18 protein-coding genes, 3 pseudogenes and 1 riboswitch are annotated in these 25,538 nt (G+C 66.3%); of the genes and pseudogenes, 14 read left to right on the top strand and 7 right to left on the bottom strand.

The features are described 5' to 3' along the window. The 8 genes from A5652_RS01505 to A5652_RS01470 form a co-directional block, all read left to right on the top strand. Positions 1-323, top strand: a 323-nt coding sequence (locus A5652_RS01505) for an SDR family oxidoreductase (protein ID WP_156745092.1), incomplete at its 5' end; no start/stop codon positions are given. After that, positions 323-1,699: an SRPBCC family protein gene (locus A5652_RS01500; RefSeq protein WP_067345918.1), complete on the top strand. Its 1,377-nt coding sequence runs from the start codon at positions 323-325 to the stop codon at positions 1,697-1,699. The genes A5652_RS01505 and A5652_RS01500, both read left to right, overlap by 1 nt. Positions 1,700-1,702: 3 nt before the next feature. Next, complete coding sequence (locus tag A5652_RS01495) at positions 1,703-3,559, top strand: NAD(P)/FAD-dependent oxidoreductase (RefSeq protein WP_067345917.1); 1,857 nt, start codon at positions 1,703-1,705, stop codon at positions 3,557-3,559. After that, entirely contained in the window at positions 3,556-4,467 is a 912-nt protein-coding gene (locus A5652_RS01490; protein WP_067345915.1) for an SDR family NAD(P)-dependent oxidoreductase, read from the top strand. The genes A5652_RS01495 and A5652_RS01490 overlap by 4 nt, the downstream gene beginning before the upstream one ends. Before the next feature lie 7 nt (positions 4,468-4,474). Further along, positions 4,475-5,602 (top strand): CaiB/BaiF CoA-transferase family protein, encoded by a 1,128-nt coding sequence (locus tag A5652_RS01485; protein ID WP_067345921.1) that lies wholly within the window; start codon positions 4,475-4,477, stop codon positions 5,600-5,602. Positions 5,603-5,684: 82 nt separating this feature from the next. Then, entirely contained in the window at positions 5,685-7,397 is a 1,713-nt protein-coding gene (locus tag A5652_RS01480) for a thiamine pyrophosphate-binding protein (protein WP_067345912.1), read from the top strand. 28 nt (positions 7,398-7,425) lie between these two features. Then, positions 7,426-8,853 carry an aldehyde dehydrogenase family protein gene (locus A5652_RS01475; RefSeq protein WP_067345910.1) on the top strand — a complete coding sequence of 476 codons (1,428 nt, stop codon included), beginning with the start codon at positions 7,426-7,428 and terminating at the stop codon, positions 8,851-8,853. Between the two features lie 239 nt (positions 8,854-9,092). Continuing rightward, a complete protein-coding gene (locus tag A5652_RS01470; RefSeq protein ID WP_067345908.1) occupies positions 9,093-11,087 on the top strand; it encodes an acyltransferase family protein in 1,995 nt (664 codons plus the stop codon). 2 nt (positions 11,088-11,089) lie between these two features. Here the strand turns inward: A5652_RS01470 and A5652_RS01465 are convergent, their stop codons facing one another. Then, complete coding sequence (locus A5652_RS01465) at positions 11,090-11,749, bottom strand: O-methyltransferase (protein WP_067345906.1); 660 nt, start codon at positions 11,747-11,749, stop codon at positions 11,090-11,092. A 109-nt stretch (positions 11,750-11,858) separates the two neighbouring features. After that, positions 11,859-12,085, top strand: a riboswitch (M-box (ykoK) riboswitch). Between the two features lie 234 nt (positions 12,086-12,319). Here A5652_RS01465 and A5652_RS27315 point away from each other — a divergent pair. Both A5652_RS27315 and A5652_RS26290 read left to right on the top strand, forming a co-directional pair. After that, positions 12,320-12,535, top strand: a complete 216-nt coding sequence (locus A5652_RS27315) for a hypothetical protein (RefSeq protein WP_156745091.1) — start codon at positions 12,320-12,322, stop codon at positions 12,533-12,535. A 110-nt stretch (positions 12,536-12,645) separates the two neighbouring features. After that, positions 12,646-12,885, top strand: coding sequence for a hypothetical protein (locus tag A5652_RS26290; protein WP_156745090.1), 240 nt, complete (start codon positions 12,646-12,648; stop codon positions 12,883-12,885). On the opposite strand, the gene A5652_RS01460 is transcribed toward A5652_RS26290, so the two are convergent. Then, positions 12,877-13,821: an NADP-dependent oxidoreductase gene (locus A5652_RS01460; protein ID WP_067345904.1), complete on the bottom strand. Its 945-nt coding sequence runs from the start codon at positions 13,819-13,821 to the stop codon at positions 12,877-12,879. The two genes, A5652_RS26290 and A5652_RS01460, sit on opposite strands and share 9 nt — an antisense overlap. A gap of 182 nt (positions 13,822-14,003) precedes the next feature. Between A5652_RS01460 and A5652_RS01455 the strand changes: the two genes are divergently transcribed. Continuing rightward, a complete protein-coding gene (locus A5652_RS01455) occupies positions 14,004-14,612 on the top strand; it encodes a hypothetical protein (RefSeq protein ID WP_067345901.1) in 609 nt (202 codons plus the stop codon). An 11-nt stretch (positions 14,613-14,623) separates the two neighbouring features. Here A5652_RS01455 and car read toward each other — a convergent pair whose 3' ends face one another. After that, a complete protein-coding gene (gene car / locus A5652_RS01450) occupies positions 14,624-18,196 on the bottom strand; it encodes a carboxylic acid reductase (RefSeq protein WP_232001060.1) in 3,573 nt (1,190 codons plus the stop codon). A 143-nt stretch (positions 18,197-18,339) separates the two neighbouring features. After that, positions 18,340-19,095, bottom strand: a complete 756-nt coding sequence (locus A5652_RS01445; protein WP_067345897.1) for a L,D-transpeptidase family protein — start codon at positions 19,093-19,095, stop codon at positions 18,340-18,342. Positions 19,096-19,488: 393 nt separating this feature from the next. Between A5652_RS01445 and A5652_RS01440 the strand changes: the two genes are divergently transcribed. Beyond that, positions 19,489-20,421 carry a LysR family transcriptional regulator gene (locus A5652_RS01440; RefSeq protein ID WP_067345919.1) on the top strand — a complete coding sequence of 311 codons (933 nt, stop codon included), beginning with the start codon at positions 19,489-19,491 and terminating at the stop codon, positions 20,419-20,421. Here A5652_RS01440 and oxc read toward each other — a convergent pair. Beyond that, positions 20,405-22,153 (bottom strand): oxalyl-CoA decarboxylase, encoded by a 1,749-nt coding sequence (gene oxc, locus A5652_RS01435; protein ID WP_067345895.1) that lies wholly within the window; start codon positions 22,151-22,153, stop codon positions 20,405-20,407. The two genes, A5652_RS01440 and oxc, sit on opposite strands and share 17 nt — an antisense overlap. A gap of 240 nt (positions 22,154-22,393) precedes the next feature. On the opposite strand from oxc, the pseudogene A5652_RS28290 reads away from it, so the two are divergent. Continuing rightward, positions 22,394-23,197, top strand: a pseudogene (locus A5652_RS28290) (AMP-binding protein); the annotation flags it as partial. Here the strand turns inward: A5652_RS28290 and A5652_RS26280 are convergent. Continuing rightward, positions 23,179-23,472 (bottom strand): annotated as a pseudogene (locus A5652_RS26280) (AMP-binding protein); the annotation flags it as partial. The pseudogenes A5652_RS28290 and A5652_RS26280 sit on opposite strands and share 19 nt — an antisense overlap. Between A5652_RS26280 and A5652_RS26275 the strand changes: the two are divergent. Next, positions 23,444-24,019 (top strand): annotated as a pseudogene (locus tag A5652_RS26275) (fatty acid--CoA ligase family protein); the annotation flags it as partial. The pseudogenes A5652_RS26280 and A5652_RS26275 overlap by 29 nt on opposite strands. Before the next feature lie 6 nt (positions 24,020-24,025). Here the strand turns inward: A5652_RS26275 and A5652_RS01425 are convergent. Then, on the bottom strand, positions 24,026-25,538 hold a 1,513-nt coding region (locus A5652_RS01425), incomplete at its 5' end, for an elongation factor G-like protein EF-G2 (RefSeq protein ID WP_067345893.1).

The following is a 25,538-nucleotide window of genomic DNA, read 5'->3' as shown; positions in this document are numbered from 1 at the left end:
GAATTCCGGCCTGCGCCAACTCGAGTGCCATCGTGCGGGTCAACGCCGTGGCGCCAGGCGTCACCGAGACGGTGGCGTCGCGCACCTATGTCGACGAGGATCCCGAGCGCGACCGGCGAGCGATCGCGATGGGTCGCCGAGGGCGACCCGAAGAGCAGGCCGGCGCCATCCTCTTCCTGCTCTCGGAGATGTCGAGCTATATCACCGGCCAGACGTTGCTGGTCGACGGCGGCCTGGGCCTCAAGTGGAGCCACCTCGGCGCCGACAACACGTCGCTGTTCTTGCATGACGAATCCTTCCGCGCGGCGATTAGGAGGATGTGATGACCGAACGGGCCAAGGGCGCGAATCCCGGAGCGGCCGAGGAGCTCTCGCAGCCGATGACGATCGGAGTCGAGGCATACATCTCGGAGGATTATGCCCGTGCCGAGCGTGACAAGCTGTGGCGCAAGGTCTGGCAGCAGGTCGGTCGCGTCGAGGAACTGCCCGAGGTGGGCAGCTACCTCACCTATGACATCCTCGACGACTCGATCATCGTCGTGCGGACCGGCGAGCGGGAATTCCACGCACACCACAACGTCTGCATGCACCGCGGCCGCCGGCTCATCGACACCCCCGCCGGCGCCAAGAACGCCTGTGCGCGAACCCGCAAGTCGTTTGTCTGCGGCTTTCACGGCTGGACCTACGGTCTGGACGGCGCGTGCACCCATATCCGCGAACAACAGGACTGGCAGGGTGCGCTCACGCCCGACAACACCCGCCTGCGACCGGTCCGAGTCGACACCTGGGGCGGTTGGTTGTGGATCAACATGGATCCCGACTGCGAGCCGCTGGCCGACTTCCTGTTCCCCGCCGCGAAGATTCTCGACCCGTTCGGCCTGGAGAACATGCGCTACAAGTGGCGCAAGTGGCTGTCTTTCGACTGCAACTGGAAGGTCGCACTGGAGGCCTTCAACGAGACCTACCACGTCTACACCACCCATCCGGAGTTCAATAAGTTCGGCGAGTTCAAGGGATGGGCGAAAGCCCAAGGCAAGCACAGCCATATCGGCTACGACGCTCCCGAGGACATGGAGGCCACCAAGTCCAAGATTCGGCTGGGCATCGGGGCCGATCCTCGTGTCTCGACCGCGGAGATGCAGGTGTACACGATGGAGGAAACCAACGCCACCACCACCCAGACGCTGGTGAACGCCGCCAAGCGACTGGTCGACGAACTGCCCGAAGGCACTCCGGCCGACAAGGTCCTCGAGCACTGGCTGGCGTCGGCGCGCCGCGACGACGAAGCGCGCGGGGTGATCTGGCCGACGATCCCCGCCGACATTCTCGGGCAGGCCGGCACAGCATGGCAGATCTTCCCGAACTTCCAGATCGGCCAGGGTTTGACCAGCGCGCTGTGCTACGGCGCGCGGCCGCATCCCAGCTACAACCCGAACAAGTGCATTTTCGAGGTGTCCGTCTTCGAGCTGTATCCGAAAGGTCAAGAGCCGCAGACGGAGTGGGAATACACGCCGGTCGGAGACCCCGGGTGGCGCTCGGTTCTTCCGCAGGACTTCTCCAACATGGCCGCCGTGCAGCAAGGCATGAAATCCCTGGGTTTCTCGGGCACCAAACCCAATCCGTACCGTGAGCGCAGCACCGTCAATCTCCATCACCAACTGTCGAAGTACATGGGTACCGGCGAACCGCAGGAGCTTTGAGATATGACCACCGCTGACAAGCCCTGCGGGCCCACCGACGTAGCCCAAGACGTCGACATAGACGCGCTGCGGGCCAAGTACGCCCAGGAGCGCGACAAGCGCCTACGCGAGGACGGCGGCGCGCAGTACCTCGAACTCGAAGGTGACCTGGCCGACTTCTACGAGATAGACCCATACACTCCGGTCGCCGACCGCGCGCCGATCAACGAGGACATCGAGGTGGCCGTCCTCGGCGGTGGGTTCGCCGGATTGTTGTCCGGCGCTTACCTGAAAAGGGCCGGCGTACAGGATGTTCGGGTCATCGACATGGCCGGGGACTTCGGCGGAGTGTGGTATTGGAACCGCTTCCCAGGCATCCAGTGCGACAATGACTCCTATTGCTACATCCCAATGCTCGAGGAACTCAACTTCCTGCCGAGCAAGAAGTTCGCCGACGGTGCCGAGATCTTCGCGCACTGCCAGGCCATGGGTAAACACTTCGACCTCTACGATGGCGCGATCTTCTCTACCCAGGTCGAGACCATGCGCTGGGACGAGAACACCACGCGGTGGCGGCTGACCACCAACCGCGGCGACGACATTCGCGCACGGTTCGTGGTGATGGCGCAGGGCTCGTACAACAAGCCAAAGCTGCCCGGCATCGCCGGCATCAAGGAGTACCTGGACGGCGGGGGCCACGCATTCCATTCCGCGCGTTGGGACTACGACTACACCGGCGGCGATGCCAACGGCGGCCTGCATAAGCTGGCTGACAAGCGGGTCGCACTCGTCGGCACGGGGGCTACCGGCGTCCAGCTGGTGCCGCATCTCGGGCGGGATTCCAAGCAGCTTTTCGTGTTCCAGCGCACCCCGTCGTCGGTGGACATGCGGGCCAACACACCGACCGACCCGGCCTGGGCGGCGGCCCTGCAGCCCGGTTGGCAGGAGGAGCGCAAACGTAACTTCCATAACTGGTCACCGTTTGTTGGGGTGGTCTTCGGCGAGCCGGATCTGGTGTGCGATTTCTGGACCGAATTGGGCCGCAACATGACCGCCCGGATTGCCGCCAGCCCGGATCCCGCCTCGCTGGGGATCGAGGAGATCATGGCGATCCGCGAGGAAGAGGACTACAAGATCATGGACCGGCTGCGCCGCCGCGTGGCCGAGCTGGTCGACGACCCCGACACCGCCGAGGCACTCAAGCCGTACTACCGCTTCATGTGTAAGCGGCCGTGTTCGAGCGAGACCTACCTGCCGGCGTTCAACCTGCCTAACGTGACGCTGGTGGACGTGTCGGAGTCCAAGGGTGTGGAACGCCTGACCGAGAAGGGCATCGTCGCCAACGGCGTTGAGTACGAGGTCGATTGCGTCGTATTCGCCAGCGGGTTCGAGATCTCCACGGAGATCAGTCGACGCTTCGCCGTCGACGTCATCGAGGGTCGAGACGGGCTGTCGCTGTTCGACTACTGGCACGACAGGTACCAGACGCTGCACGGCATGACGACCCGCGGATTCCCGAATCAGTTCTTCACGGGCTTCATTCAGGGCGGCGTCTCGGCCAATACCACCGCGATGTTCGAGCAACAGGCCGAACACATCGCTTACATCGTCGCCGAGGCGCGCAAACGCGGCGCGACCAGAGTCGAACCTAGCCAAGAAGGCCAGGACGGCTGGGTCAGGACGGTCGCCGAGCTCGCGATCGACAACTCGGCATTCGAGATGTCCTGCACCCCTGGCTATTACAACAATGAAGGCCGGGGCGGCGCCAAAGACAACGGTGCGTTCCTCGGCGATTTCTACTCGCCGGGCTTCTACGCCTTCGGTGACCTGATCGCCGAGTGGCGCGCCAAGGATGACTTGGAAGGCCTTGAGCTTTCGTGAGCGAGTTGCGGTTCGATGGCCAGGTCGCGGTCGTCACAGGCGCCGGGCGGGGCCTGGGCTGCGAGTACGCGCAGCTACTCGCCAGGCGCGGGGCGAGGGTGGTCGTCAACGACCACGGCGGCAGCCTGGGCGGTGACGGGACCGACGCCACGCCCGCCGAGCGAGCGGTCGAGGCGATCAAGGCGGTCGGCGGCGAGGCCGTCGCATGTGCCGAGTCGGTGACGACTCGCGAGGGCGGCGAGGCCATCATCGGCACCGCGCTCGAACACTACGGTCGCCTCGACATCCTGATTCACAACGCCGGCAATGTCCGTCGCGGGTCATTGAAAGAGATGAGCTACGAAGATTTCGACGCGGTGCTCGATGTGCACCTGCGCGGCGCGTTCAACGTGGTGCGACCAGCATTTCCGGTGATGTGCCAGGCCAGCTATGGGCGGATCGTGCTGACCTCCTCGATCGGCGGGTTGTATGGCAACGAGGGGGTAGCCAATTACGCGGCGGCCAAGGCCGGTGTGATCGGCCTGGCGAACGTCGCGGCGATCGAAGGCGCCGACGACGGCGTGGCATGCAACGTGATCGTTCCGGCGGCGGTCACCCGGATGGCCGAAGGGATCGACACCTCGGCCTACCCGCCAATGGGTGCGGAGCTTGTTGCACCCGTGGTGGGTTGGTTGGCCCACGAATCCTGTTCCGTGACAGGTGAAATCTTCATTGCGCTGGCGGGTCGCGTGGCAAGGGCCGTCATCGCGGAGAGCCCGGGCGTGTACCGGCCGTCATGGACGATTGAGGATGTCGGCGAAAATCTGGCAACGATTCGACAACTGGAGGCGCCGCTAGTTTTTCCGGTTGTACCCGACGGTCATAGCCAGCACATTCGCTACAGCTTCGAACGGGCGCATCGTGGCTAACGGGCCACTGACGGGTGTGCGTGTCGTCGACCTCACCGCCATGGTGATGGGGCCGTACTGCACCCAGATCATGGCCGACATGGGCGCCGACGTGATCAAAGTCGAACCGCCGCAGGGCGATAACACACGCTACATCTCGGTCGGTCCGGCCCCGGGCATGAGCGGAGTGTTCGTCAACGTCAACCGCGGCAAGCGCGGCATCGTGCTGGACCTGCAAACCGACGCCGGAGCGCGCGCATTACGCGCTCTCGTCGAGACCGCCGACGTGTTCATCCACTCGATGCGCGCCAAGGCGATCGACAAGCTCGGCTTCGGCTATGACGAGGTCGCCGCTATCAATCCCGCGATCATCTACACCAATTGCTACGGGTACGGCCGACGCGGACCCGACCGCGACCGCCCCGCTTACGACGACACGATCCAGGCCGAATGCGGCCTGCCCGCGGTGCAACAGCAATTGACCGGCGAGGCCGATTACGTCGGCACCATCATGGCCGACAAGATCGCCGGACTGACCGCGCTGTACGCGACGACCATGGCGCTATTTCATCGCGAGCGCACCGGCCAGGGCCAAGAAGTCGAGGTCGCCATGTTCGAGACCATGGCCTCGTTCATGCTCGTCGAGCATGCCAACGGTGCCATGTTCGATCCGCCCCTCGGGCCTGCGGTGTATCCGCGAACGGTGGCGCCCAACCGCCGCCCGTACCGCACCAGCGACGGCTACATCGCCGCGCTGATCTACAACGACAAGCACTGGAACGCCTTCATGAAAGCCGTTCGGCCGCCGTGGGCCAGCGAGCTGTATGCGACGCTGGAACAGCGCGCCCGCGAGATCGACACCGTCTACGGACTGCTGGCCGAAACCATGAAAGAGCGGTCGACCGCCCAGTGGCTGGAGTTGCTGCGCGAACTCGAGATTCCGGCCGCGCCGCTGAACACACCCGGCGCGCTCTTCGACGATCCGCATCTGGCCGCCGTGGGCATGTTCGAGACGGTGGACACCCCGCACGGGCCGGTGCGCTTCCCGGGCGTGCCCACCTGGTTCTCGCGGACACCGGGCCGCGTCGCGGGACCGGCGCCAGAACTCGGCGCCCACACCGCCGAGATCCTCGACGAGCTGAAGGTCGAATCGTGAAAACGCTGCTGTCCCTGCCACTTACCCGCGGCGTTGCGGCCTCCACGCCGCTCACTGCCTATCGCTAAGGAGTTTGAAAACCATGGGCGTCCCCGTCTACAAACGCATCCTCGACCTGTTCGAGGCGGAGGGTGTGAACACGCTGTTCGGCATCCCGGACCCGAACTTCGTGCACATGTTCGCCGAGGCCGACGCCCGCGGGTGGTCCGTCGTCGCGCCGCATCACGAACTGAGCGCGGGATTCATGGCCGAGGCGGCGTCGCGCATGACCGGCAAGCCCGGCCTGTGCATCGGCACGCTCGGCCCGGGCATGGCCAACATCGCCGGAGCGATTCAGTGTGCCCTCGTGGAGAACTCGCCGGTGATCTTCCTCGGCGGCCAGCGCGCCCGAGTCACCGAACGCCGGGTGCGGCGCGGGCGCATCCAATTCGTCCGCCAGGAGCCCCTTTTTGCCTCATCGGTCAAATACAGCGCCTCCATCGAGTACGCCGATCAGACCGACGAGATCATCCACGAGGCGCTCCGCCGGGCCATGTCCGGCACGCCCGGCCCGGCCTACATCGAGTACCCGTCCCACGTCATCCTCGAGGAACTCGACGTCGACGCCGCGCCTGCGCCGTCCAGCTACCGGCTGGTCAACCAGGGTGCAGGCACCCGTGAGGTGGCCGAGGCGGTAAAGCTGATCGGGGCGGCGAAAAGCCCGATCCTGCTGGTCGGCCACGGAGTCCACACCTCACGCACCGGCGCGGCGGTCCGGCAGCTGGCCGACCTCATGGCCTGTCCGGTGATCCAGACCTCAGGCGGCACCTCGTTCATCCCGGGACTGCAGGAGCGGACGTTCCCGTACTTGTTCTCCCCGGCCGCCAACGAGGCAGTCGAGGAATCCGACCTCTGTGTAGCGCTGGGCACCGAGCTCGGTGAGCCGATGCACTACGGACGGACCCAGCATTGGGCCGGCAACGATGCGAACCGCAAGTGGGTGCTGGTCGAGCAAGACCCGACCGCCATCGGCGTCAACCGCCCCGTCGACGTGGCGTTGGTCGGCGATCTGCGCGGTGTGGTGCCGCAGCTGGTCGACGCGCTCAAGGATTCACCGCGCAAGGCCGCACCCACGCTGCGGCTCCTGATCGAAAAGGACACGAAAGAGCTTGCGGATATGGCGGAATCGGCACCGTCCGGGCGTTCGCCGATCCATCCGGCGCGCTATGTCGTCGAGGCCACCAAGGCGTTCAACGAACTCGACGACGGCATCTTGGTGCGAGACGGCGGCGCGACCGTGATCTTCCAGTGGACCTACTCGCAGTCCAAGCCGCGCGACGTGATCTGGAACCAGAACTTCGGCCACCTCGGCACGGGCCTACCGTATGCGGTCGGAGCGTCCGTCGCCGAGGGTGGAAAGCGGCCGGTGATGCTGCTGACCAGCGATTCGGCATTTTTGTTCCACATCGCCGAATTGGAAACCGCTGCGCGGCAGAATCTTCCGCTGGTGTGCGTGGTGGGTGTGGACCACCAGTGGGGATTGGAAGTGGGTGTGTACAAGCGCACCTTCTCCCAGCCCTCGCCGCAGCCCGGTGTGCACTGGAGCAAGGACGTCCGGATCGACAAGGTTGCCGAGGGCTTCGGTTGCCACGGCGAGTACGTCGAGAAGGAATCCGAGATTGGCCCGGCGATCGCTCGCGCCTACGCCAGTGGCAAAGTCGGTGTAGTGCACGTGTGCATCGATCCGAAGGCCAATTCCGAGGAGATGCCCAAGTACGACAGATTCCGGACCTGGTACGCCGAAGGTACCCAGTAAGACCCCAGTAAGAAAGAGGATCGATGTCATGCGTGAATACCTGAAGTTCTACATCGATGGGCAGTGGATCGACCCATTGCGCCCCAATGCTTTCGACGTCGAGAACCCGGCGACAGAGCAGGTTTCCGGGAAGATCTCGCTGGGGTCGGCGGCCGATGTCGACGTGGCGGTCAACGCCGCCCGGCGAGCCTTCACCAGCTGGTCGCAGAGCACCCGCGAACAGCGGCTGGACCTCTTGCAGGCCATCCTCGCCGAATACCAGAAGCGAGCCGACGATCTCGCCGACGCGGTCACCGAAGAAATCGGCGCACCTCCCTCGCTCGCCGCCGGACCGCAGGTTTTCCTCGGGATCGGTCACCTGACCACGGCCATCGACGCGCTGAAGAACTTCGAATTCTCCGAACAAAAAGGTGCGACGCTGATCGCCAAGGAGCCGATTGGTGTCTGCGGGTTGATCACCCCCTGGAACTGGCCGATCAACCAGGTCGCGGTCAAGGTCTACCCGGCGCTGGCGACCGGCTGCACCGTCATCCTGAAACCCTCTGAGGTGGCCCCGTATTCGCCCTACATCTTCGCCGAGATCCTGGACGCCGCGGGCGTGCCGGCCGGCGTGTTCAACCTGATCAACGGCGACGGCCCGGGCGTCGGTGTGGCCCTGGCGAGCCATCCGGACATCGACATGGTGTCCTTCACCGGGTCGACCCGCGCCGGTGTCGACGTGGCCACGAACGCCGCCGCGACGGTGAAGCGAGTGACCCAGGAGCTCGGCGGCAAGAGCCCAAACATCGTCCTCGACGACAGTGGTTTCGCCCAGGGCGTCAAGGCCGGTGTGGCCAACATGATGCCCAATTCCGGGCAGAGCTGTAACGCGCCCTCGCGCATGCTGGTCCCGAATTCCCGGATGGACGAGGCCATTGACATCGCGCGTGAGGTCGCCGGGCAGGTCCCGGTGGGCAGCGGCGACGCGAGGGCGATCGGTCCGGTCGCGTCGAGGGCGCAATTCGAGAAGGTTCAGCGCCTGATCCAACAGGGGATCGACGAGGGCGCGACGGTGGTCGCGGGGGGGTCGGGCCGGCCGGAGGGACTGAACACGGGGTACTACGTCAAGCCGACCGTCTTCGCGCATGTCACCAATGACATGACGATCGCGCGCGAGGAGATCTTCGGCCCGGTGCTGTGCATTCTCGGCTACGACGACCTCGACCACGCCGTCGAGATCGCCAATGACACCCGATACGGCCTCGCCGGCTACGTTTCGGGAGCCGACCTCGACACGGCGCGCGAGGTCGCCGGCAAGATCCGCGCGGGATGGGTGACCATCAATCACGCGTTCGACCTCAACGCGCCGTTCGGCGGCTACAAGCACAGCGGCAACGGCCGGGAATGGAGCGAGTTCGGCTTCCACGAGTATCTGGAGGTCAAGAGCACCCTGGGTTACGCGCCCGAGAAAGGCTGACGCTTCAGGGGTGAAATCCGAACGCAGCACGGCGGAAAACACCTCGCGTGTCCTCCACCTGATCCTGTGCGCCCGCCTCTAGGCTGGCTTGCTGAACTCAACAGGAGGGGCAGCGACGTATCGGCATCAACCATGGCGCCGGGCGAAATGGTAGTTACGGCGCGCTGACAGCAAGCACAGAGCCGGGCGGGTTTCACCCCGCGCCGGCTCGTCGTACTCGGCCCCGGTGGGTGGCCCCCGTGCGCCGCGTCGGCCGGCTGGCCATCTGGGACAGGCCCGAGCGGGCCAGCGGAATCCCGGCACTCGACGGACTGCGTGCGATCGCGGTCGCGCTGGTGCTCATCGGGCACGGCGGCATCCCTGGCGTCAGCGGCGGATTCATCGGCGTCGACGTGTTTTTCGTCCTCAGCGGATTCCTGATCACCTCGCTGCTGCTGGACGAGCTGGGCCGCACCGGCCGGATCGAGTTGACCGGCTTCTGGATTCGGCGTGCGCGACGACTGCTGCCCGCACTGGTCTTGATGGTGCTCACCGTGGCCGCCGCCCGCCAGCTATTGCCCGACCGGTCACTGACCGGCCTACGCGACGACGCCATCGCGGCGTTCGCGTGGATGGCGAACTGGCGGTTCGTCGCCCAGAAGACCGACTACTTCACCCAGGGCGCTCCGCCCTCGCCGCTGCAGCACACCTGGTCACTCGGGGTGGAGGAGCAGTACTACTTCCTCTGGCCGGTGCTGCTCGTCGCGGTCACCCTGCTGCTCGCCGCCCGCGCGGGGCGCCGCTCGTCCCGGGCCACCGTCGGCGGTGTGCGGTTCGCCACGTTCCTGATCGCCACGTTCGGCGCACTGGCGTCGGCGGCACTAGCAATCGTCTTGGCGACCGACGGCACCCGCGACCGGATCTACTTCGGAACCGACACCCGCGCGCAGGCGTTGCTGGTGGGTGCCGCGTCGGCCGCACTGCTGGTGCGGGACTGGCCATCGATGAATCGCGGCTGGTGCATGATTCGCACGCGGTGGGGGCGCCGGGTCGCTCGGATCCTGCCGCTGTTCGGTGTGGCCGGACTGGCGGCGGCGACGCACTACGCCACCGGGGCCGGCGGAGAATTCCGTCACGGCTTGCTGATCGGCGTCGCGATTGCGGCGGTGATCGTGATCGCACCCGTCGCGCTGGAGCAGCGCGGAATCGTGGCCCGCGTGCTCGCGTTGCGCCCACTGGTCTGGCTGGGAACCATCTCCTACGGCGTCTATCTGTGGCATTGGCCAATCTTCTTGGCGCTCAACGGCGAACGCACCGGATGGTCCGGCCTGCCGTTGTTCGCCGCGCGGTGCGGAGTCACGCTGTTGGTGGCCGCGGCGTCGTATTGGCTGCTCGAACAACCGATTCGGCGCTGGCGACCGGCGCGGGTGCCGCTGCTGCCGCTAGCGGCGGCGACCGTGGCCAGCGCGGCCGCGGTGACTCTTCTGGTGATCCCGGTGGGCACCGGGCCCGGCCTGCGCGAGGCCGGTCTGCCGCCCGGCGTCTCGGCGGTCGCCGCGGTCTCGCCATCGCCGCCCGGCCCGAGCCGCCCCCGAGATGCCAACCGGCCGTTCACCGTCTCGGTGTTCGGTGATTCGATCGGGTGGACCTGGATGCACTACCTGCCCCCGACGCCCGGGTTCGCATTCCTCGACCACACCGTCATCGGATGCAGCCTGGTGCGTGGCACGCCGTACCGCTACATCGGCCAGACTTTGGAGCAACGGTCTGAATGCGACGGCTGGCCGATTCGCTGGTCCGCTCAGGTCAGCCGGGATCAGCCGGACGTCGCGCTGCTTGTCATCGGCCGCTGGGAAACGGTGGACCGGGTCAACGAGGGCCAATGGACTCACATCGGCGACCCGACCTTCGACGCCTACCTCAACGGTGAGCTCGAACGGGCGCTGACCATCGTCGGTGCTACCGGTGTCCGCGTGGTGGTCGCTACCGTCCCCTACAGCCGGGGCGGTGAAAAGCCGGATGGCCGGCTGTATCCGGAGGACCAGCCCGATCGGGTCAATCTGTGGAACGCCATGCTGCGCAAGACCGTCAGCCACCATCAAGGGGTCGCGATCCTCGACCTGAACAAGAAGCTGTGCCCCGACGGTGTCTATACCGCCAAGGTCGATGGCATCAAGGTGCGCAGCGACGGCGTCCACCTGACCCCCGAAGGGGTGAAGTGGCTCACGCCGTGGCTCGAGGAATCGCTGAGGTAGCCCTAACCGCTTGTGCGGCAGCTGATCTCCATGCTGTCGCTGTCGCGGACCTGGAAGTTGAAGCTGACGTATCCGTTGTCCTGGTTGCGCACGCGATCGAGATACGGCGCCATGTCGGCCGAGCTGGCGTTGTCGGCGATGACCAGCGCACCCGTGGATAGGCGGGGCTCCAGCAGCTCGATCACCGGCAGATACAGATCCTTCCAACCGTCGAGCAGCAGGAAATCGACCGCTCCGTCAAGGCTTTTCAACGTGGTCAGCGCATCGCCTTCCAGGATCGTGATCACATCGTCCAAGCCCGTCTCGGCGAACGTCTTCTTCGCCGCCGCGATTTTGGTCTCGCTGAGCTCCGTGGTCACCACCCGGCCCGTGCCGTTGTCGCGCACCGCCGCGGCCAGATGAAGGGCGGAGATGCCGAAGGACATCCCGAATTCGACGACTGTGGCCGGACGGGTGGCCCGCACCAGCGAATACAGCAGTCGGCCGGCTTCCGGCGTGACCGGAATGTAGAACTCGCTCATCGCCTCGGTGCGTTCCTGCGTGGTCATCGGCCGATCGAACGTGCCGCGCCGCTCGCGCAGCAGCGACATCTGGTTCTTCGACTCGGCGTACATCCGATCGAGCGTCGACGCGACCCGGGAATCCTGCAAGGTGGTGGTCATGTGTTTGAGCCTAGGCTTTCTCCCTCCTGGTCCTGGAGAGCAATTGTGGGTGTCAGGGATCCGTTAAGCGGTTTGACGAGTCTGCGGCCCCGATGTCACTATGGACCCGCAAGCACCTCGGTAGGTGAGGCGTCTGCATGGATACAGGCCACTGACCCCGAACGTCGAGAGACGCCCCGGGTCAGGACAGCTCTTCCCGGACCCAAGGGTTGAGCCCAAGTGGCTTCCGGACGGGAGCGATCGCAAGCGCGGCGAAGCCGGGCGCAGCGGGTCGCGACCATTGGCTATGTTCGGATACGCCGTGCAGTGCCGAAGCTCCGACGAGAGGGGTGCGACCGGCGGTTGCTTCCGCCGGTCATCATGCCTCTCTCGTTCAGGTGAATGTAGTGGCACCCACGTGTGTCCCGGCGTGAGGAGGTGAGGGCGAGATGAGTCCCGGCGATAGTCCCTATCCGAAATCCGTCTTGTCCCGATCCGGTTCCGGCATTTCTTTCACCGCCTGACCTCGCCTGGTCCTGCGCGGCTGATACGCCGTGCCGATGCCGATTGGGCCTCCGTCAGGAGAAGATCATGACTTTTGTTGTTACGCAACGTTTTTCTGCTAGCCGCAGGATGCGCGGACGGTCGATGCTGCGTGCGGGCCGGTTGCTGGCCCACAGGTTTCACCTGCGGACCAGCCTGACCCCGCAGGAGCGGGCCAACCTGTACGTGTCGAGGATGCCGATCGCGATGGTCACCGCGTCGCTGGGTGGGCACGTCTCGGGTCCCGACAGCAACCACCGTTGAATTGTTGCCTCGGCGGCGGGCGTCACAGCGCCGCCCGTCGCCGCGGGCGTCGTTGAGCGCCGCAACCACGACTTCCTCATCCGAGAACCGCTCGAGATAGCGAGGATTCGATGACGTCGACCCACCCCGGCGGCGGTCGCCGCACCCCAGTGTTGGGCCGGACCGCTGCCGCGCCGTCAGGCACACCCGCCGAGGTGCACCCCACACTCGCCTTGCTCGATCGGCCAACGATGTCACCAATGCGCCGGGCTGGGCTGATCAGCCTGCGGGGCTACCTGGTGGTGGCCGTCGTTTTCGTCATCATCAAGATCGTGCAGGCGGGTGTCGTCGGTCCGGCCGCCTCATTCTGAGTTAGTCGGCAGCAGAACGATTTTCCCGTGTGTGTGCCGCTGCTCGAGCTCGGCATAAGCGTCGGCGACCCGGTCCAGCGGGTACGTCGCGGCGATGTCGAATTCGATGGCGCCGGAAACGATCAGGTCGGCCATCTCGGCGAGCACCTCGGGCGTCGAGGCTTCCATGCTGCCTTCGGTCTTGGCGCCCACTTCGCCCGCCTTTTGGAACGAGATGATGGTGTCGATCCGCTCGGGCACCACGCCGAGATCGACGGCGAGCTGGACGTAGTCCGGACCGAAGAGGTCGATGAATGCGTCGATGCCGTCCGGCGCCGCGTCACGCAGCCGCTCTACGAGTCCGTCACCGTAGGCGATCGGAATGACGCCATGCCCGCGTAGCCAGTCGGCGTTGCCCGGGCCCGCGATGCCGAGCACTTGCGCCTGGCGCAACACCAGAAGCTGCACAACAAGGCTGCCGACCCCGCCCGCGGCCGCCGACACGGCGACCGTCTCACCGGCTTGAGGCGCAACCGCGCGAACGGCGGCGTAAGCGGTCGCCCCGACCACGTACAGCGAACCCGCTGCCTCCCAACTGAGTTGGGGAGGTTTGCGAATCAATTGGTTGACCGGAACCGCGGCGTGCGTGGCGTGGCTGGACCGGCGCATGCTGAAGCCCAAGACTTCGTCGCCGACCGAAAACTCGGTGACCCCGGGTGCCGCGGCGGTGATGACGCCGGCCAGATCGCTGCCCTGTCCGGAGGGAAAGGTGGCCGGGAACATCTCGTGCATCGCCCCGACCCGGATGCCGGCTTCGCCGGGGTTGATCCCGGCCGCGCGCACTTCGACGACGACCTCACCGGGCCCGGGCGAGGGCATTTCGATGTCCGCGACGTACAACACCTCACGTCCGCCGTAACGGTCGAACCGTACTGCGCGCGCCGCTGCAGCCGTCATACCCAACTCCTTCCAACGCGGGATGCGGTTACCCACGCAAGCATAAGCACGCCGAAGTGCTACCCAGCGGGCGCCGAGTGGGCCTATGTTCGTAGCGAGCCTGGTTCACCCCCAGTGTTTCGCCGACGGCGTCGGGAGCCGCGGTGAATGCCGGATACCCATGACACGTGGAAGGAACATGCGTGGGAGTTGATCGGACCGGCATCGCCGGCTGGGCCGTTGTCATCGTCGTGGTCGGCGCAGCGAGCGCCGGATGCGGCAGCGCCGACAAATCCTCGTCGCCGTCGTCGAGTTCCCCCGCCACGACCAGTGCGAGCGCGGTCACCGGCCCGCCGTCGGGCCGGCCCACGGACTACGGCTTCCTACTGATCAAGCCCAACGATGTCGGTGGCGGTCTCACCGCCCCGCAGTCGCCCATGCTCAACCCCAACAATGCACCCGGCGTCGCCCAACTGTTCGCCAACGGCGAGGCCAGCCGTCGCCTGTGGGACACTATCGTGGTCGCCGCCGATCCGTCGGCGGCCGCCGCCGAATTAGCCTCCACCCAAGGCAGTTACAACGGCAAGGTAAGCGGTAGCTGGCAACCGCTCGCGGTTGGCGAGAACGGGGTGACGATTTCGGGAACCTCCCCGGACAACTCCCAAGCGATGACGGTCTTGGTCTTCACCGAAGGCAAGGCGCTGGTCACCCTGGAATTCGATACCCCGCCCAACGACCCCGTCGATCCGGCCGTCGCCGCCGACATCGGTCGCAAGCAGGACGCTGCGGTGAAGGCCGGCCTACCCGGCTAGCTCAGCGGCGTTTACACCAAGCCCAGCAAGCGCAGGTCCGCGACGTACTTGTCGATCAAGGCCGCCGATAGATGCGGAATGTCCTCGCCTGCACCGATTTTTGCCGCCCGCACCGCGCCACGGAACACATCGGTGGGGGCCGGCGCGCCACGCAGCGGCGTCTCCGGCTTTCGGTAGGCGTCCAGCAACGGCAGCACCGAGTGCTGGCGCTGCTTGTCCGGCAAGGCCCGCAGGGCCGTGGTGAACCGGTCGAGCCATTCGTCGTAGTCGTCGATGCGCCGGATGTCATTTCCGGCGGCGATCAGCCAGTCGACGAACACATCCAGCGAGATGCCGTCGTCGTGCGGGTTCATCACGTCGAAGGACCGATAAGCACGGGATTCCGCGGCGACCCGTTCACCGAGTGTCGTGACCGCTTCGGCCACGAAGTCAGCGGGCAGCCCGTCGTAGTGGGCGATCGCCCGCTTTCCCCGCGGATCGGTCTGGTAGAAGGAGGCCGGCGCGATACCGGTGGTCAACAAGCTGAATATCAAGCGGGTGAACGCATCTGGCAGGTTCAGCTGCCCCGCATACCGGCTGTGCGCCAGGATCATGTCCGAGCGGAAGACCGCGACCGGCAGGCCGCACAGGTCGTGCGCCTCGCGCAGCAACACCTCGCCGGCCCACTTGCTGTTCGCGTACCCGTTCGCGTAGCTGTCGTCGACCGGGCGCAACGCGCTGACGGTGCGGATGTCGCCATCCTCGGCGAAGCTGGCCGGATCGACCGACAGGGCCACCGCGACGGTCGACATGTACGTGACCGGTTTGATTCGCGTGGTTATCGCCAGGCGAATCAACTCTGCGGTGCCGACCACATTGGGACCGAACAGCTGGTCATAAGGCAACACGTGATTGACCAGCGCGGCCGGATGCACGATCAGATCCACAGTCCGCGCGATGCGCTCCCAGGTGCCTTGCGCCAAGCCAAGGTTCGGCGCACCGATATCGCCGACGATGACCTCGAGGTGATCGGCGGCCAGCGTGCGGAACCGCTGCAGCAACTGCGGGTCCCCGCTATCGAAGACGGCCTCGAGTCGTTTGGTGGCGGCCGCGGTGTCCGCGGCGCGGATGATGGAGATGAGCTTTCCGCCGGTTGCGGCAAGCCGTTCGAGCCATTCCAGCGTCAGGAAGCGGCCGAGGTAGCCGTTCGCGCCGGTGAGCAGAACGGTGCGCGGCTTGCCGGTCACCCGCGGCAGGCCCGGGGCCTCGGCCAGGGTCGCCGCGTCAATGAACTTGTCCAACGTGAGGTCCGCGGCGTGGACCTGCGTCGCGCCTTGCCCGTGCACCGATGCGAAGGTCGGCCGCCGCGATCCCGATTCGCGCTCGGATTCAACGTATTCCGCGAGCTGAGCCAGGTCAGTTGCCGGGCCGGTGATCATTCCCACGGGCACCTCGACGTCGAAGATGTCACGTAGGAGGTTGGAGAAGGTGAGCGCCGACAGCGAATCGCCGCCGAGCTCGATGAACAGGGCGTCTGGTGCCGGCGGCCCGCCGGCCAGGCCGAGCAGCGCCTCGGCGGCGCGGGTGAGGGTGAAGATCACCGGGTGATCGGCCGCGCCTTCGCGCAAGGCACGCAGCTCGGTCACCCGATTTTCGGCCAGCTCCGCGTATAGCTGTTCAAGCCGAGCGCCGAAGTGCTCTTTGAGTTTCGGGCGCAGCAGCTTGCCCACTCCGGACAGCAGGCCGTTGTCCTCGCTGAACGGCTCCGTCTCGACCACGAAGTCGACCGGCACCTCGTAGGACTGCAGCTCGGCGACTTTTGCTGACTGGCGCAGGGATTCGCCCAGGGCGGCCTTCAGTCCGTCGGCGTCGCCGCCGAACTTCTGCACGACATCGTCGGTCGGGACGACAACGGCCAGCAGGTAGGGTCGTTCGCTGTTGCCGTAGACGAAGATCTGCCGCACCAGCGCCGCGCTGGAGAACACCGCTTCCAGGCGCGCCACGGCGACGAACTCGCCCTGGGCCAGTTTCAGGACATTGTTGCGGCGGTCGACATAGGCGAGCCGGCCCGGCTCCAGCTCGGCCATCACATCACCGGTGCGGTAGTAGCCGTCGGGGTCGAAGGCGTTGGCCGTGACATCGGGCCGCTTGAAGTACCCCGGCGTGGCGGTCAGCGACTTCACCAGCAATTCGCCTCGCGGATAAGGCTTGTCGGTGAGGAAGTAGCCCAACTCGGGCACATCGATGAGCTTGTAGTCGAGCACAGGGGGGTGGGTGATGCGGCCGTCCTTGGTCACCATGCCGACCTCGGTAAGGCCGTAGCCATCGAGAACGTGGACGTTCAAACAGGTTTCGATGAAACTGCGCATCTCCGCGGCGAGCGGCGCCGTACCGCAGAAGGCCGTCACGACGCGTCCGCCGAGTATCTGCTCGCGCAGTTCGGCTTGCGCCTGCGCCTCGGCCGCGGCGGTGTCGGCGCCGGAGATTTCGAATCGGTCGACGGCGCTTTGGTAGCGCTGGTACAGCATCTCCGCCACCCGGGGCACCAGGCCCATCTCGGTGGGGCGCACCAGGTTCCAGTCGTCGAACAGGGTCGACAGGTCGCTCTCGGGGACAAAGTAACTGGCGCCACCCGCCTGGAACGCCGTCGAAAGCGGTATCCGGCCGCCCAGGTGATTCAGGGGCATGAAGTTCACGTTGATCACCGGCGTGTCCGTGAAGTCGGGCATCAGCTCGGTGGTCCACAGCTTGGAGAGCATCCGCTCGGTGTACATGGCGCCCTTGGGCAATCCCGTGCTGCCCGACGTGTACATGATCATGGCCAGCCGCTCGTCGGTGCCGCCGGTGAACATCGGCTCGGGCGGCAGGGTTCGGCCGCGTTCGATCAGGTCGTCGAGAGTCTCGATTGTGACCGCGAGGCCGGCACTCGCCAGCTTCGCCTGCGCGCGATCGACGGTCTCGCGTTGCTCGTCGACCTCGGGCCGGTAGTCGAAGACCACGACCCGCCGCAAGGACGAGATGCCCAGGGCCGCTTCGACGGCGAGGTCGAGATAACCGACACCCGCCGCCAATACGGATGGTTCGACCTCCTCGACGATCGGCTTGAGCCGTGAGGCCGTCGAGTTGTGCTGCAACGGCACGGTCACCAGCCCGAGGTAGGCGCACACCAGGTCGACGGTGAGATACTCGGCGCTCGCGAAACCCACGGTGGCGACGAAATCGCCGGGCGCAACGGGATTGGCGGCGTCCTGTCGCCAGGCTCCCGCGATGGCGCGGACGTCGGCCCACAGCTCCCGGTAGGTCATGGTGTCGAATCGGGGGAGCAATTGTGCCCTGACCCGACCGGTGGCCGGGTCGGCGTTCAGGGAGCGGGCGCGCCAGCCCAGCGCGGGGCGGTCGGCGTAGCCCTCGGCATAGATTTCCAGGATTTGCGGCAGCCGAAGGCCGGGTTGCCGAGCCGCGTGCTGTAGGGCGGGATTGGGCTTGTTGGTGCGAAACTCTTCGTCGTGGGCGTCCAACTGACGGATGCGTTCAGCTACCTGTTGGCGCGCTGCGCTGATCGGGCCTGTAGAGCTAACTTTCGTGCGCTTCGCGTCATCGGTCATGGCCCGCCTCTCGTTCAGATCGCTCGTCTACCTGAACGAACCCCCGTGGGCGGTGCTTCCGTTCAACGGTTGTGACGGTCGTCACACCGCTGCGAGATGCGAACCGGGGAGCCGGCGTTACGGCGGGGATACGGAGGCGGCGCTCAGGCCACGACCTCGATGGGGTCGCCCACGTTGACCTGGTTGAAGTACCAGGCGGCGTTGTCGGGGCTGAGGTTGATGCAGCCATGACTCACGTTGGCGTTGCCCTGGGAATCGACGGACCACGGAGCAGAGTGCACGTAGACGCCGCTCCACGTGACGCGAACGGCGTACGAGGCGGTGATCTTGTAGCCCTCCGGAGAGCTGAGCGGAATGCCGATGGTCCGCGAATCCATCACCACGGTGCGCTGCTTTTCCAGCGCAGTGAAGCTACCCATCGGGGTGGGCCGGCTGGGCTTGCCCATCGACGCCGGCATGGTGCGCAGCACCTCATCGTTCCTGCTGACGGTGAACGTGTGCTTGGAGATGCTGGCGACGCCGAGTAGCGAATCGCCGGTGTCGAAGCCCGTCGTCAAGGCCTGCACGCCGACCGACACGTGGGTGTGGGTGGGCCAATATCGGTTGGGAATCCACTGCACGACGGTGTTGTGGACCCACTCGAAGTGGCCGGGGGTGCCGCTGGGCGAAGTGACGTGGATTGATCGTTCGACAGCGGCGCGATCGGCCACCGGAGCGGTGAAGGTCACCACGATCGGGTGCGCAACGCCCACCACGGCGCCATTAGCGGGCAAAATCGAGGCGACTGCGGGCGTGGGGTGCGGTTGAGGCACGGCGGCGGTGCTGCGACCGACCGGCGCCACCAAGCCCGCGGCTGTGATCGCGACCATAACAAATAGATAACGAACACCCCGACGCATAGCGTCCACCCTTCGAGATGGTGTGACCAACACACCGACATTCTACTGGTTACCCACTCATCACCGGTTTCAGCAAACAATGACAGCCCGGCCGGTCGTCACGGTAACGATTGGATCACCGATTGGGTTCAACCGCGTCGGAATGCAGCCGTGTGGGTACCGCGTGCGCGTCGCGACCGATGCCAATTGCGAGAACGCGAGTCGCAGTTGGGTGAAACCGGTACCGATGCATAGGTTTTCGCGGCCGCAGCGCTACGACCCGCCCGCTAGGCCGAGTCCATAGATATAGCCACCATAGGAGTGGCGCAAACCTTGGCTTGGCCCGATCGCCGGGACGCGCTAGCCTCAGCGGGATCGGTGCTCAAAGGCCCAGGCCGAACCCGAGGAGTGCGGGTGCTCTTCCGTCAACTGGAGTACTTCGTGGCGGTCGCTTCCGAGCGGCACTTCGCCCGGGCGGCCGAGAAATGCTTTGTCTCCCAGCCGGCGCTATCCGCAGCGATCGCCAAGCTCGAACGAGAACTGAATGTCACGCTGATCAACCGCGGGCACAGCTTCGAAGGACTCACTCCCGAAGGCGAGCGGTTGGTGGTGTGGGCCAGGCGGATTCTCGCCGAACACGACGCGTTCAAGTCCGAAGTGGATGCGGTGCGCTCGGGCATCACCGGGACGCTTCGGCTGGGCACCGTTCCCACCGCCTCAACCACCGCGTCGCTGGTGCTCTCGGCGTTCTGCTCGGCGCACCCACTGGTGAAGGTGCACATCCTGTCGCGGCTCGCGGCCAGCGAACTGTACCGGCGCCTGCGCGAGTTCGAGATCGATGCCGCCATCGTGCATGCGGCGCCCGAAGAGGCTCACGACGTAAACCTGGTTCCGCTGTACCAGGAACGGTATGTGCTATTGGCACCGGCGGACATGCTGGGATCCGGTGCGGCGACGATGACCTGGGTGGAGGCGGCGCAGCTGCCGCTGGCGCTGCTCACCCCCGCGATGCGTGATCGCCAGATCATCGACGAGTCGTTCGCCGACCATGCCATCACCGTGAGTCCACAGGTTGAAACCGATTCCGTCGCATCGTTATTCGCTCAGGTATCGGCGGGCAACTGGGCGTCCATCGTGCCGCACACCTGGCTGTGGACCTCGCCGCTGGGGCCCGCCATCCGGGCGGTGGCATTGGTCGATCCCGTGCTCAAAGCCGATGTGGCCCTGGCCACCAACTCGAGCGGACCGGGGTCACCGATCGCCCGCGCCCTGGCCACCTCCGCCGGGCAGCTGGCGCTGGACGAATTCTTTGACGCCCAACTGCTTGGACTTACCCGCCGGCGCTGAGCGCGGCCGGAGATGGGGCGGCCGCGCTGGCTGGGTTCAGGTTGGACAGGTGCCCGCTCTCCACCCCCGCAGCCGGGTCGAGTTCGCAGTCGATGATCGACGGCGCCCGAGCGCCGATCGCTTCGGTCAGTGCCGCGCGCAGCTCCGACGGGGTGGCGACGTGATATCCCTTGCCGCCGAACGCTTCCGCGAGCAGCTCGTGACGCGCCCGGGTGCTCAACACCGTCGGGGCAGGGTCCGAGGCCGTCAACGCCGTACCGGGTGTGGCCTCGTCGCCGCGGTAGATGCCGCCGTTGTTGAGGATGACGACGGTCACCGGCAGTCGGTAGCGGCAGATGGTCTCGATCTCCATGCCGCTGAAGCCGAATGCGCTGTCACCCTCGATCGCCACCACCGGCTCGCCGGTCTCGACGGCGGCGGCGATGGCATAGCCCATTCCGATGCCCATCACGCCCCAGGTTCCGGTGTCCAGCCGGTGTCGCGGCAGCTCCATGTCGATGACATTGCGGGCCAGATCGAGCGCATTGGCTCCTTCGTTGACGACGTACACGTCCCGGTTGTCTTGCAGCACAGAGTGGATCGCAGCTAGGGCGTTGTAAAACCGCATGGGGTGCGGGGTTTCGGCGAGGCGTTCGCTCATCTTGGCGTCATTGCGTGCCGTGCGCTCGGCCAGCTCGCTGCTCCACTGCGGCGGTGTGGTGATCGGGCTGGCGGCCACGCCGTCACACAGCGCGGACATCACCGAGCCGATGTCTCCGGCCAGCGGTAGGACTTGCTGGTTGCTGTCGAACTCGGAAGCGGCGATGTCCACCTGAATGAATTTGACCTCACGGCTCCATTGCGGTGACTCGCCGTGGCCCAGAAGCCAATTCAGTCGTGCACCGATAAGCAGGACCGCGTCGGCGCGCGAGATCGCCAGGGAGCGGGCGGCCGCGGCGGATTGAGAGTGCGAATCGGGCAGCAGGCCCTTGGCCATCGACATCGGCAGGAACGGAATTCCGGTGGCCTCGACGAATTCCCGAATCACGTTGTCGGCCTGGGCATACGCGGCGCCCTTGCCGAGCACGATCAACGGCCGCTGCGCCTGGGCAAGCACGCCCAGCGCGCGATCGACCGCGTCCGCAGCCGGCAGTTGTCGGGGAGCGGGGTCGATCACGCGCCAGACCGTGCCCGCCGCCGCGTCAGCGTCCATGGCCTGGCCCAGCACCTCACCGCTGATGTCCAGATAGACGCCGCCGGGGCGCCCGGAGACCGCCGTGCGAATGGCACGCGCGACGCCACGCCCGATGTCCTCGATCCGATTGATCCGGTAGGCAGCCTTGGCGAAGCCCTTCGCCGCGTTGAGCTGATCGAGGTCCTGGTAGTCGCCTCGCTGCAGATCCACCAGCGCCCGATTGCTGGAGCCGGAGATCTGGATCATCGGAAAGCAGTTCGTCGTCGCATTCGCCAGTGCGGGTAGGCCATTGAGGAAGCCGGGTCCGGAGGTCGTGAGGCACACACCGGGCCGCCGGGTCAGGAATCCGGCGGCGGCCGCGGCGTGGCCGGCCGAGGTCTCCTGCCGGAAACCGATGTAGCGGATCCCGGACGCCTGCGCGACGCGGGCGAGGTCGGTGATCGGGATGCCGACGATCCCGTAGATGGTGCCGACGTCGTTGGCTTTCAGCGCCTCCACCACGAGGTGAAACCCATCGATCTGGCGTGTCGGGTCGGGAGATGCCGGAGCTGTGGACATTTGTGGCGACTCCTCGGATGCCTGGGCTAAGCCTTCGTCATCACTGTGACCCGACCGGCCACCAGGTGTCCAAGACGAGGCCACTATCCGGTGATTCACGCTGTTTATCGTTGCAGCTCAGACGTGTGTTACTGCGGCTCGATAGCCGCCGGTTATCAATCGTGAGCCAACCGATATTGGACGCGCCAGAGAGCTGACCGGCAGGGTGGCATCGGCAGCAACAGTGGAAGGAGTTCGGCGATGGGGTCAATCGACAGCGGCGAGGAGTCGAGAGAAACCGCCGCCCCGCGCATCGCCGACCTGGTCGAGGCGGCGGCACGCCGGTCGCCGGAGGCTCCCGCGCTGGTGGTCACCGCCGAGCACCTACCGGTCGACTATGCCCACTTGCTCCGGCTGGTGGATGACTTGAGCGGACAGCTGAAGGCCGCCGGGTTGCTGCGCGGGGACCGGGTCGCGCTGCGCGCCGGCAGTAGCGCCGAATTCGTCGTCGGAGTGCTGGCGGCGTCGCGCGCGGATCTCGTTGTGGTTCCGCTGGATCCGGCTCTGCCCCTCGCCGAACAGCGTGCCCGCGGTGTGGCGGTGGGCGCCCGGGCCGTGCTCGTCGACCAGCTCGGCGACAGTGACACAGCCGCACCGGACGGCTTGCCGTCGTGGCCGATCGCGGTGGCCGTCGGGTCCGACGGCGCCGCCGCGACGGTCAGCCTGGACGTCACCGCGGCACCCCTGCGCGACGTGTCGACTCCGGAGGGGCTGCGCGACGACGACGCCATGATCATGTTCACTGGCGGAACCACCGGTGTGCCCAAGATGGTTCCATGGACGCGCCACAACATCGCCCGCTCGGTTGCGTCCATCATCGACGGCTACGGGCTGGACTCGCATGATGCGACAGTGGCGGTGATGCCGCTCTACCACGGGCACGGCCTGCTCGCCGCGCTGTTGGGCACCCTGGTGTCCGGGGGAGCGGTGCTGCTGCCCGCGCGTGGAAAGTTCTCGGCGCACACCTTCTGGGACGACATCGAGGCCGTCGGGGCCACCTGGTGCGTCGACTCAGTCATCCCGAAGGCGCACACCACCGGCGCCGAGAAGGTGTCGTGCAGCGCCTGCGCTACCTCGGCGGTCAGCGGCGCGCTGCAACTCCGGATGAACCGCAGGGCGTGCGTGCCGCCCGGCTGCTCGGTTCGGGCGCGCTCCAGCAGGATCTGATGGATCGTCGGGACGGCGGTGTACCAGGTGGCCCCGACGGCCTCGATGTCGTCCCAGAAGGTGTGCGCCGAGAACTTTCCACGCGCGGGCAGGAGCGAAAACCCCGGTGCCACACCCGGTCTCGTCGGCCGGTCGACCGGACCGGAAATCCGGATCGTCGGGCCGGACGGCCAGGCGCTGCCGCCGGAGACTGTCGGCGAAGTCTGGCTGCACGGCCCGACCGTGGTTCGCGGCTATCTCGGCGACCCATCCATCACCGCCGCCAACTTCACCCGGGGGTGGTTGCGCACCGGCGACCTGGGCACCCTGTCGCCGGCCGGCGACCTCGTCATCCGCGGCCGGATCAAGGAACTCATCAACCGGGGTGGGGAGAAGATTTCGCCGGAACGCGTCGAGGGCATCCTGGCCACCCACCCCGACGTGCTGGAGGTGGGCGTGTTCGGCGTGCCGGACGAGCTGTATGGCGAGACCGTGGGTGCGGTCATTGTCGCGCGCGGATCCGCCGCGCCGACGGCCGACGAATTGGCGGCGTTCTGCCGTGATCGCCTGGCGCCCTTCGAAGTGCCCGCCGAGTATCAACTGACCGCCGAGTTGCCGCATACCGCGAAGGGTTCGCTGGACCGGCGCGCGGTGGCGAAGCAGTTCGGGCGCAAGGGCTGACTGGTTCTAGACGGCGGCGTTCAGTCGGGCGGCCGCGGATTCCGGCATGGGTTCGTAGCGGGCGAACGATCGGGTGAACGACGCGGCCCCATGGGCCAGGGACCGCAGGTCGATGGCATAGCGGGTCAGCTCCACCTGCGGCACCTCGGCGTTGACCACGGTGCGCTCGTTGCCCGCGGTGTCGGAGCCGAGCACCCGCCCGCGCCGGCTGGACAGATCACCCATCACCGCACCGACGAAGTCGTCGGGCACCAGCACCGAGATCTCGTCGATGGGCTCGAGCAGTGCCACCTTGGTCGCCGCGGCGGCCTCCCGCAACGCCAGCGAGCCCGCCATCTGGAACGCGAAGTCCGACGAGTCGACGCTGTGCGCCTTTCCGTCGAGCAGGGTGACCCGGATATCGACCACGGGGTAGCCCGCGTGCACGCCCTTCTCCATCTGGGCCCGCACGCCCTTCTCCACACTCGGAATGAACTGTCGCGGCACCGCCCCGCCGACCACCTTGTCGACGAACTCGAACCCCGAACCTTCCGGCAACGGCTCCACCTCGATGTCGCACACCGCGTACTGGCCGTGCCCGCCCGACTGCTTGACGTGACGCCCGTGGCCTTTCGCCTTGCCGGCGAACGTTTCTCGCAGCGGGACGCGCAATTCCACGGTGTCGACGGTGACGCCGTACCGGTTGGCCAGGGCCTCGAGCACCACACCGGCGTGGGACTCGCCCATGCACCACAGCACGATCTGGTGGGTCTCCTGGTTCTGCTCGATCCGCAGCGTCGGGTCTTCGGCGGCCAACCGTCCCAGTCCCACCGACAGCTTGTCCTCGTCGGTCTTGGCGTGGGCCGCAATCGCGATCGGCAGCAACGGCTCGGGCATGGTCCAGGGCTTCAAGACCAACGGCTCAGACTTATCCGAAAGTGTGTCACCCGTTTCCGCGCGGCTCAATTTGCCGATCGCGCAGATGTCACCCGCCACCACTGCCGGCGCCGGGCGCTGCTGCTTACCCAGCGGAAAGGACAGCACCCCGATGCGCTCATCCTCGTCGTGGTCGGGATGCGCATGGCCACTGCCGTTGCCGGTGCCGAAGAACGACGCAAAGTGGCCCGACACATGAACAGTCGTGTCGGGCCTGATGGTCCCGGCGAAAACCCGGACCAGGCTGACCCTGCCGACATACGGGTCCGACGTCGTCTTCACCACCTCCGCGAGCAATGGCGCGTCCGGTGAACACGTCAGGCTGGCGTGCGGCGCACCGACCTGGGTGAAGACCTCCGGCAGCGGGTGTTCCATCGGAGACGGGAAGCCGCGAGTGGCGACCTCCAGCAATTCCAGGGTGCCCACGCCGCTGCTACTGCAGACCGGAATCACGGGGAAGAACGACCCCCGTGCGACGGCGCGCTCCAGGTCCTGGATGAGCACGGATTCGTCGATGACCTCACCCCCGAGATAGCGCTCCATCAGCGACTCGTCTTCGGACTCCTCGATGATTCCTTCGATCAGGGCGCCGCACGCCTCCTCG

It is taken from the genome of Mycobacterium sp. 1165178.9 (assembly GCF_001673555.1).
GTDB lineage: Bacteria > Actinomycetota > Actinomycetes > Mycobacteriales > Mycobacteriaceae > Mycobacterium.
Note: the sequence above shows the minus strand (reverse complement) of the source record. Positions and strands in the feature narration are given on the sequence as shown.

Bases quoted from the DNA above. Each gene is read 5' to 3' on its own strand.
- A5652_RS01500 (WP_067345918.1), top strand. From the start codon at position 323: ATGACCGAACGGGCCAAGGGCGCGAATCCCGGAGCGGCCGAGGAGCTC.
- A5652_RS01495 (WP_067345917.1), top strand. From the start codon at position 1,703: ATGACCACCGCTGACAAGCCCTGCGGGCCCACCGACGTAGCCCAAGAC.
- A5652_RS01480 (WP_067345912.1), top strand. From the start codon at position 5,685: ATGGGCGTCCCCGTCTACAAACGCATCCTCGACCTGTTCGAGGCGGAG.
- A5652_RS01475 (WP_067345910.1), top strand. From the start codon at position 7,426: ATGCGTGAATACCTGAAGTTCTACATCGATGGGCAGTGGATCGACCCA.
- A5652_RS01465 (WP_067345906.1), bottom strand. From the start codon at position 11,749: ATGACCACCACCTTGCAGGATTCCCGGGTCGCGTCGACGCTCGATCGG.
- A5652_RS27315 (WP_156745091.1), top strand. From the start codon at position 12,320: ATGACTTTTGTTGTTACGCAACGTTTTTCTGCTAGCCGCAGGATGCGC.
- A5652_RS26290 (WP_156745090.1), top strand. From the start codon at position 12,646: ATGACGTCGACCCACCCCGGCGGCGGTCGCCGCACCCCAGTGTTGGGC.
- A5652_RS01460 (WP_067345904.1), bottom strand. From the start codon at position 13,821: ATGACGGCTGCAGCGGCGCGCGCAGTACGGTTCGACCGTTACGGCGGA.
- car (WP_232001060.1), bottom strand. From the start codon at position 18,196: ATGACCGATGACGCGAAGCGCACGAAAGTTAGCTCTACAGGCCCGATC.
- A5652_RS01445 (WP_067345897.1), bottom strand. From the start codon at position 19,095: ATGCGTCGGGGTGTTCGTTATCTATTTGTTATGGTCGCGATCACAGCC.
- oxc (WP_067345895.1), bottom strand. From the start codon at position 22,153: ATGTCCACAGCTCCGGCATCTCCCGACCCGACACGCCAGATCGATGGG.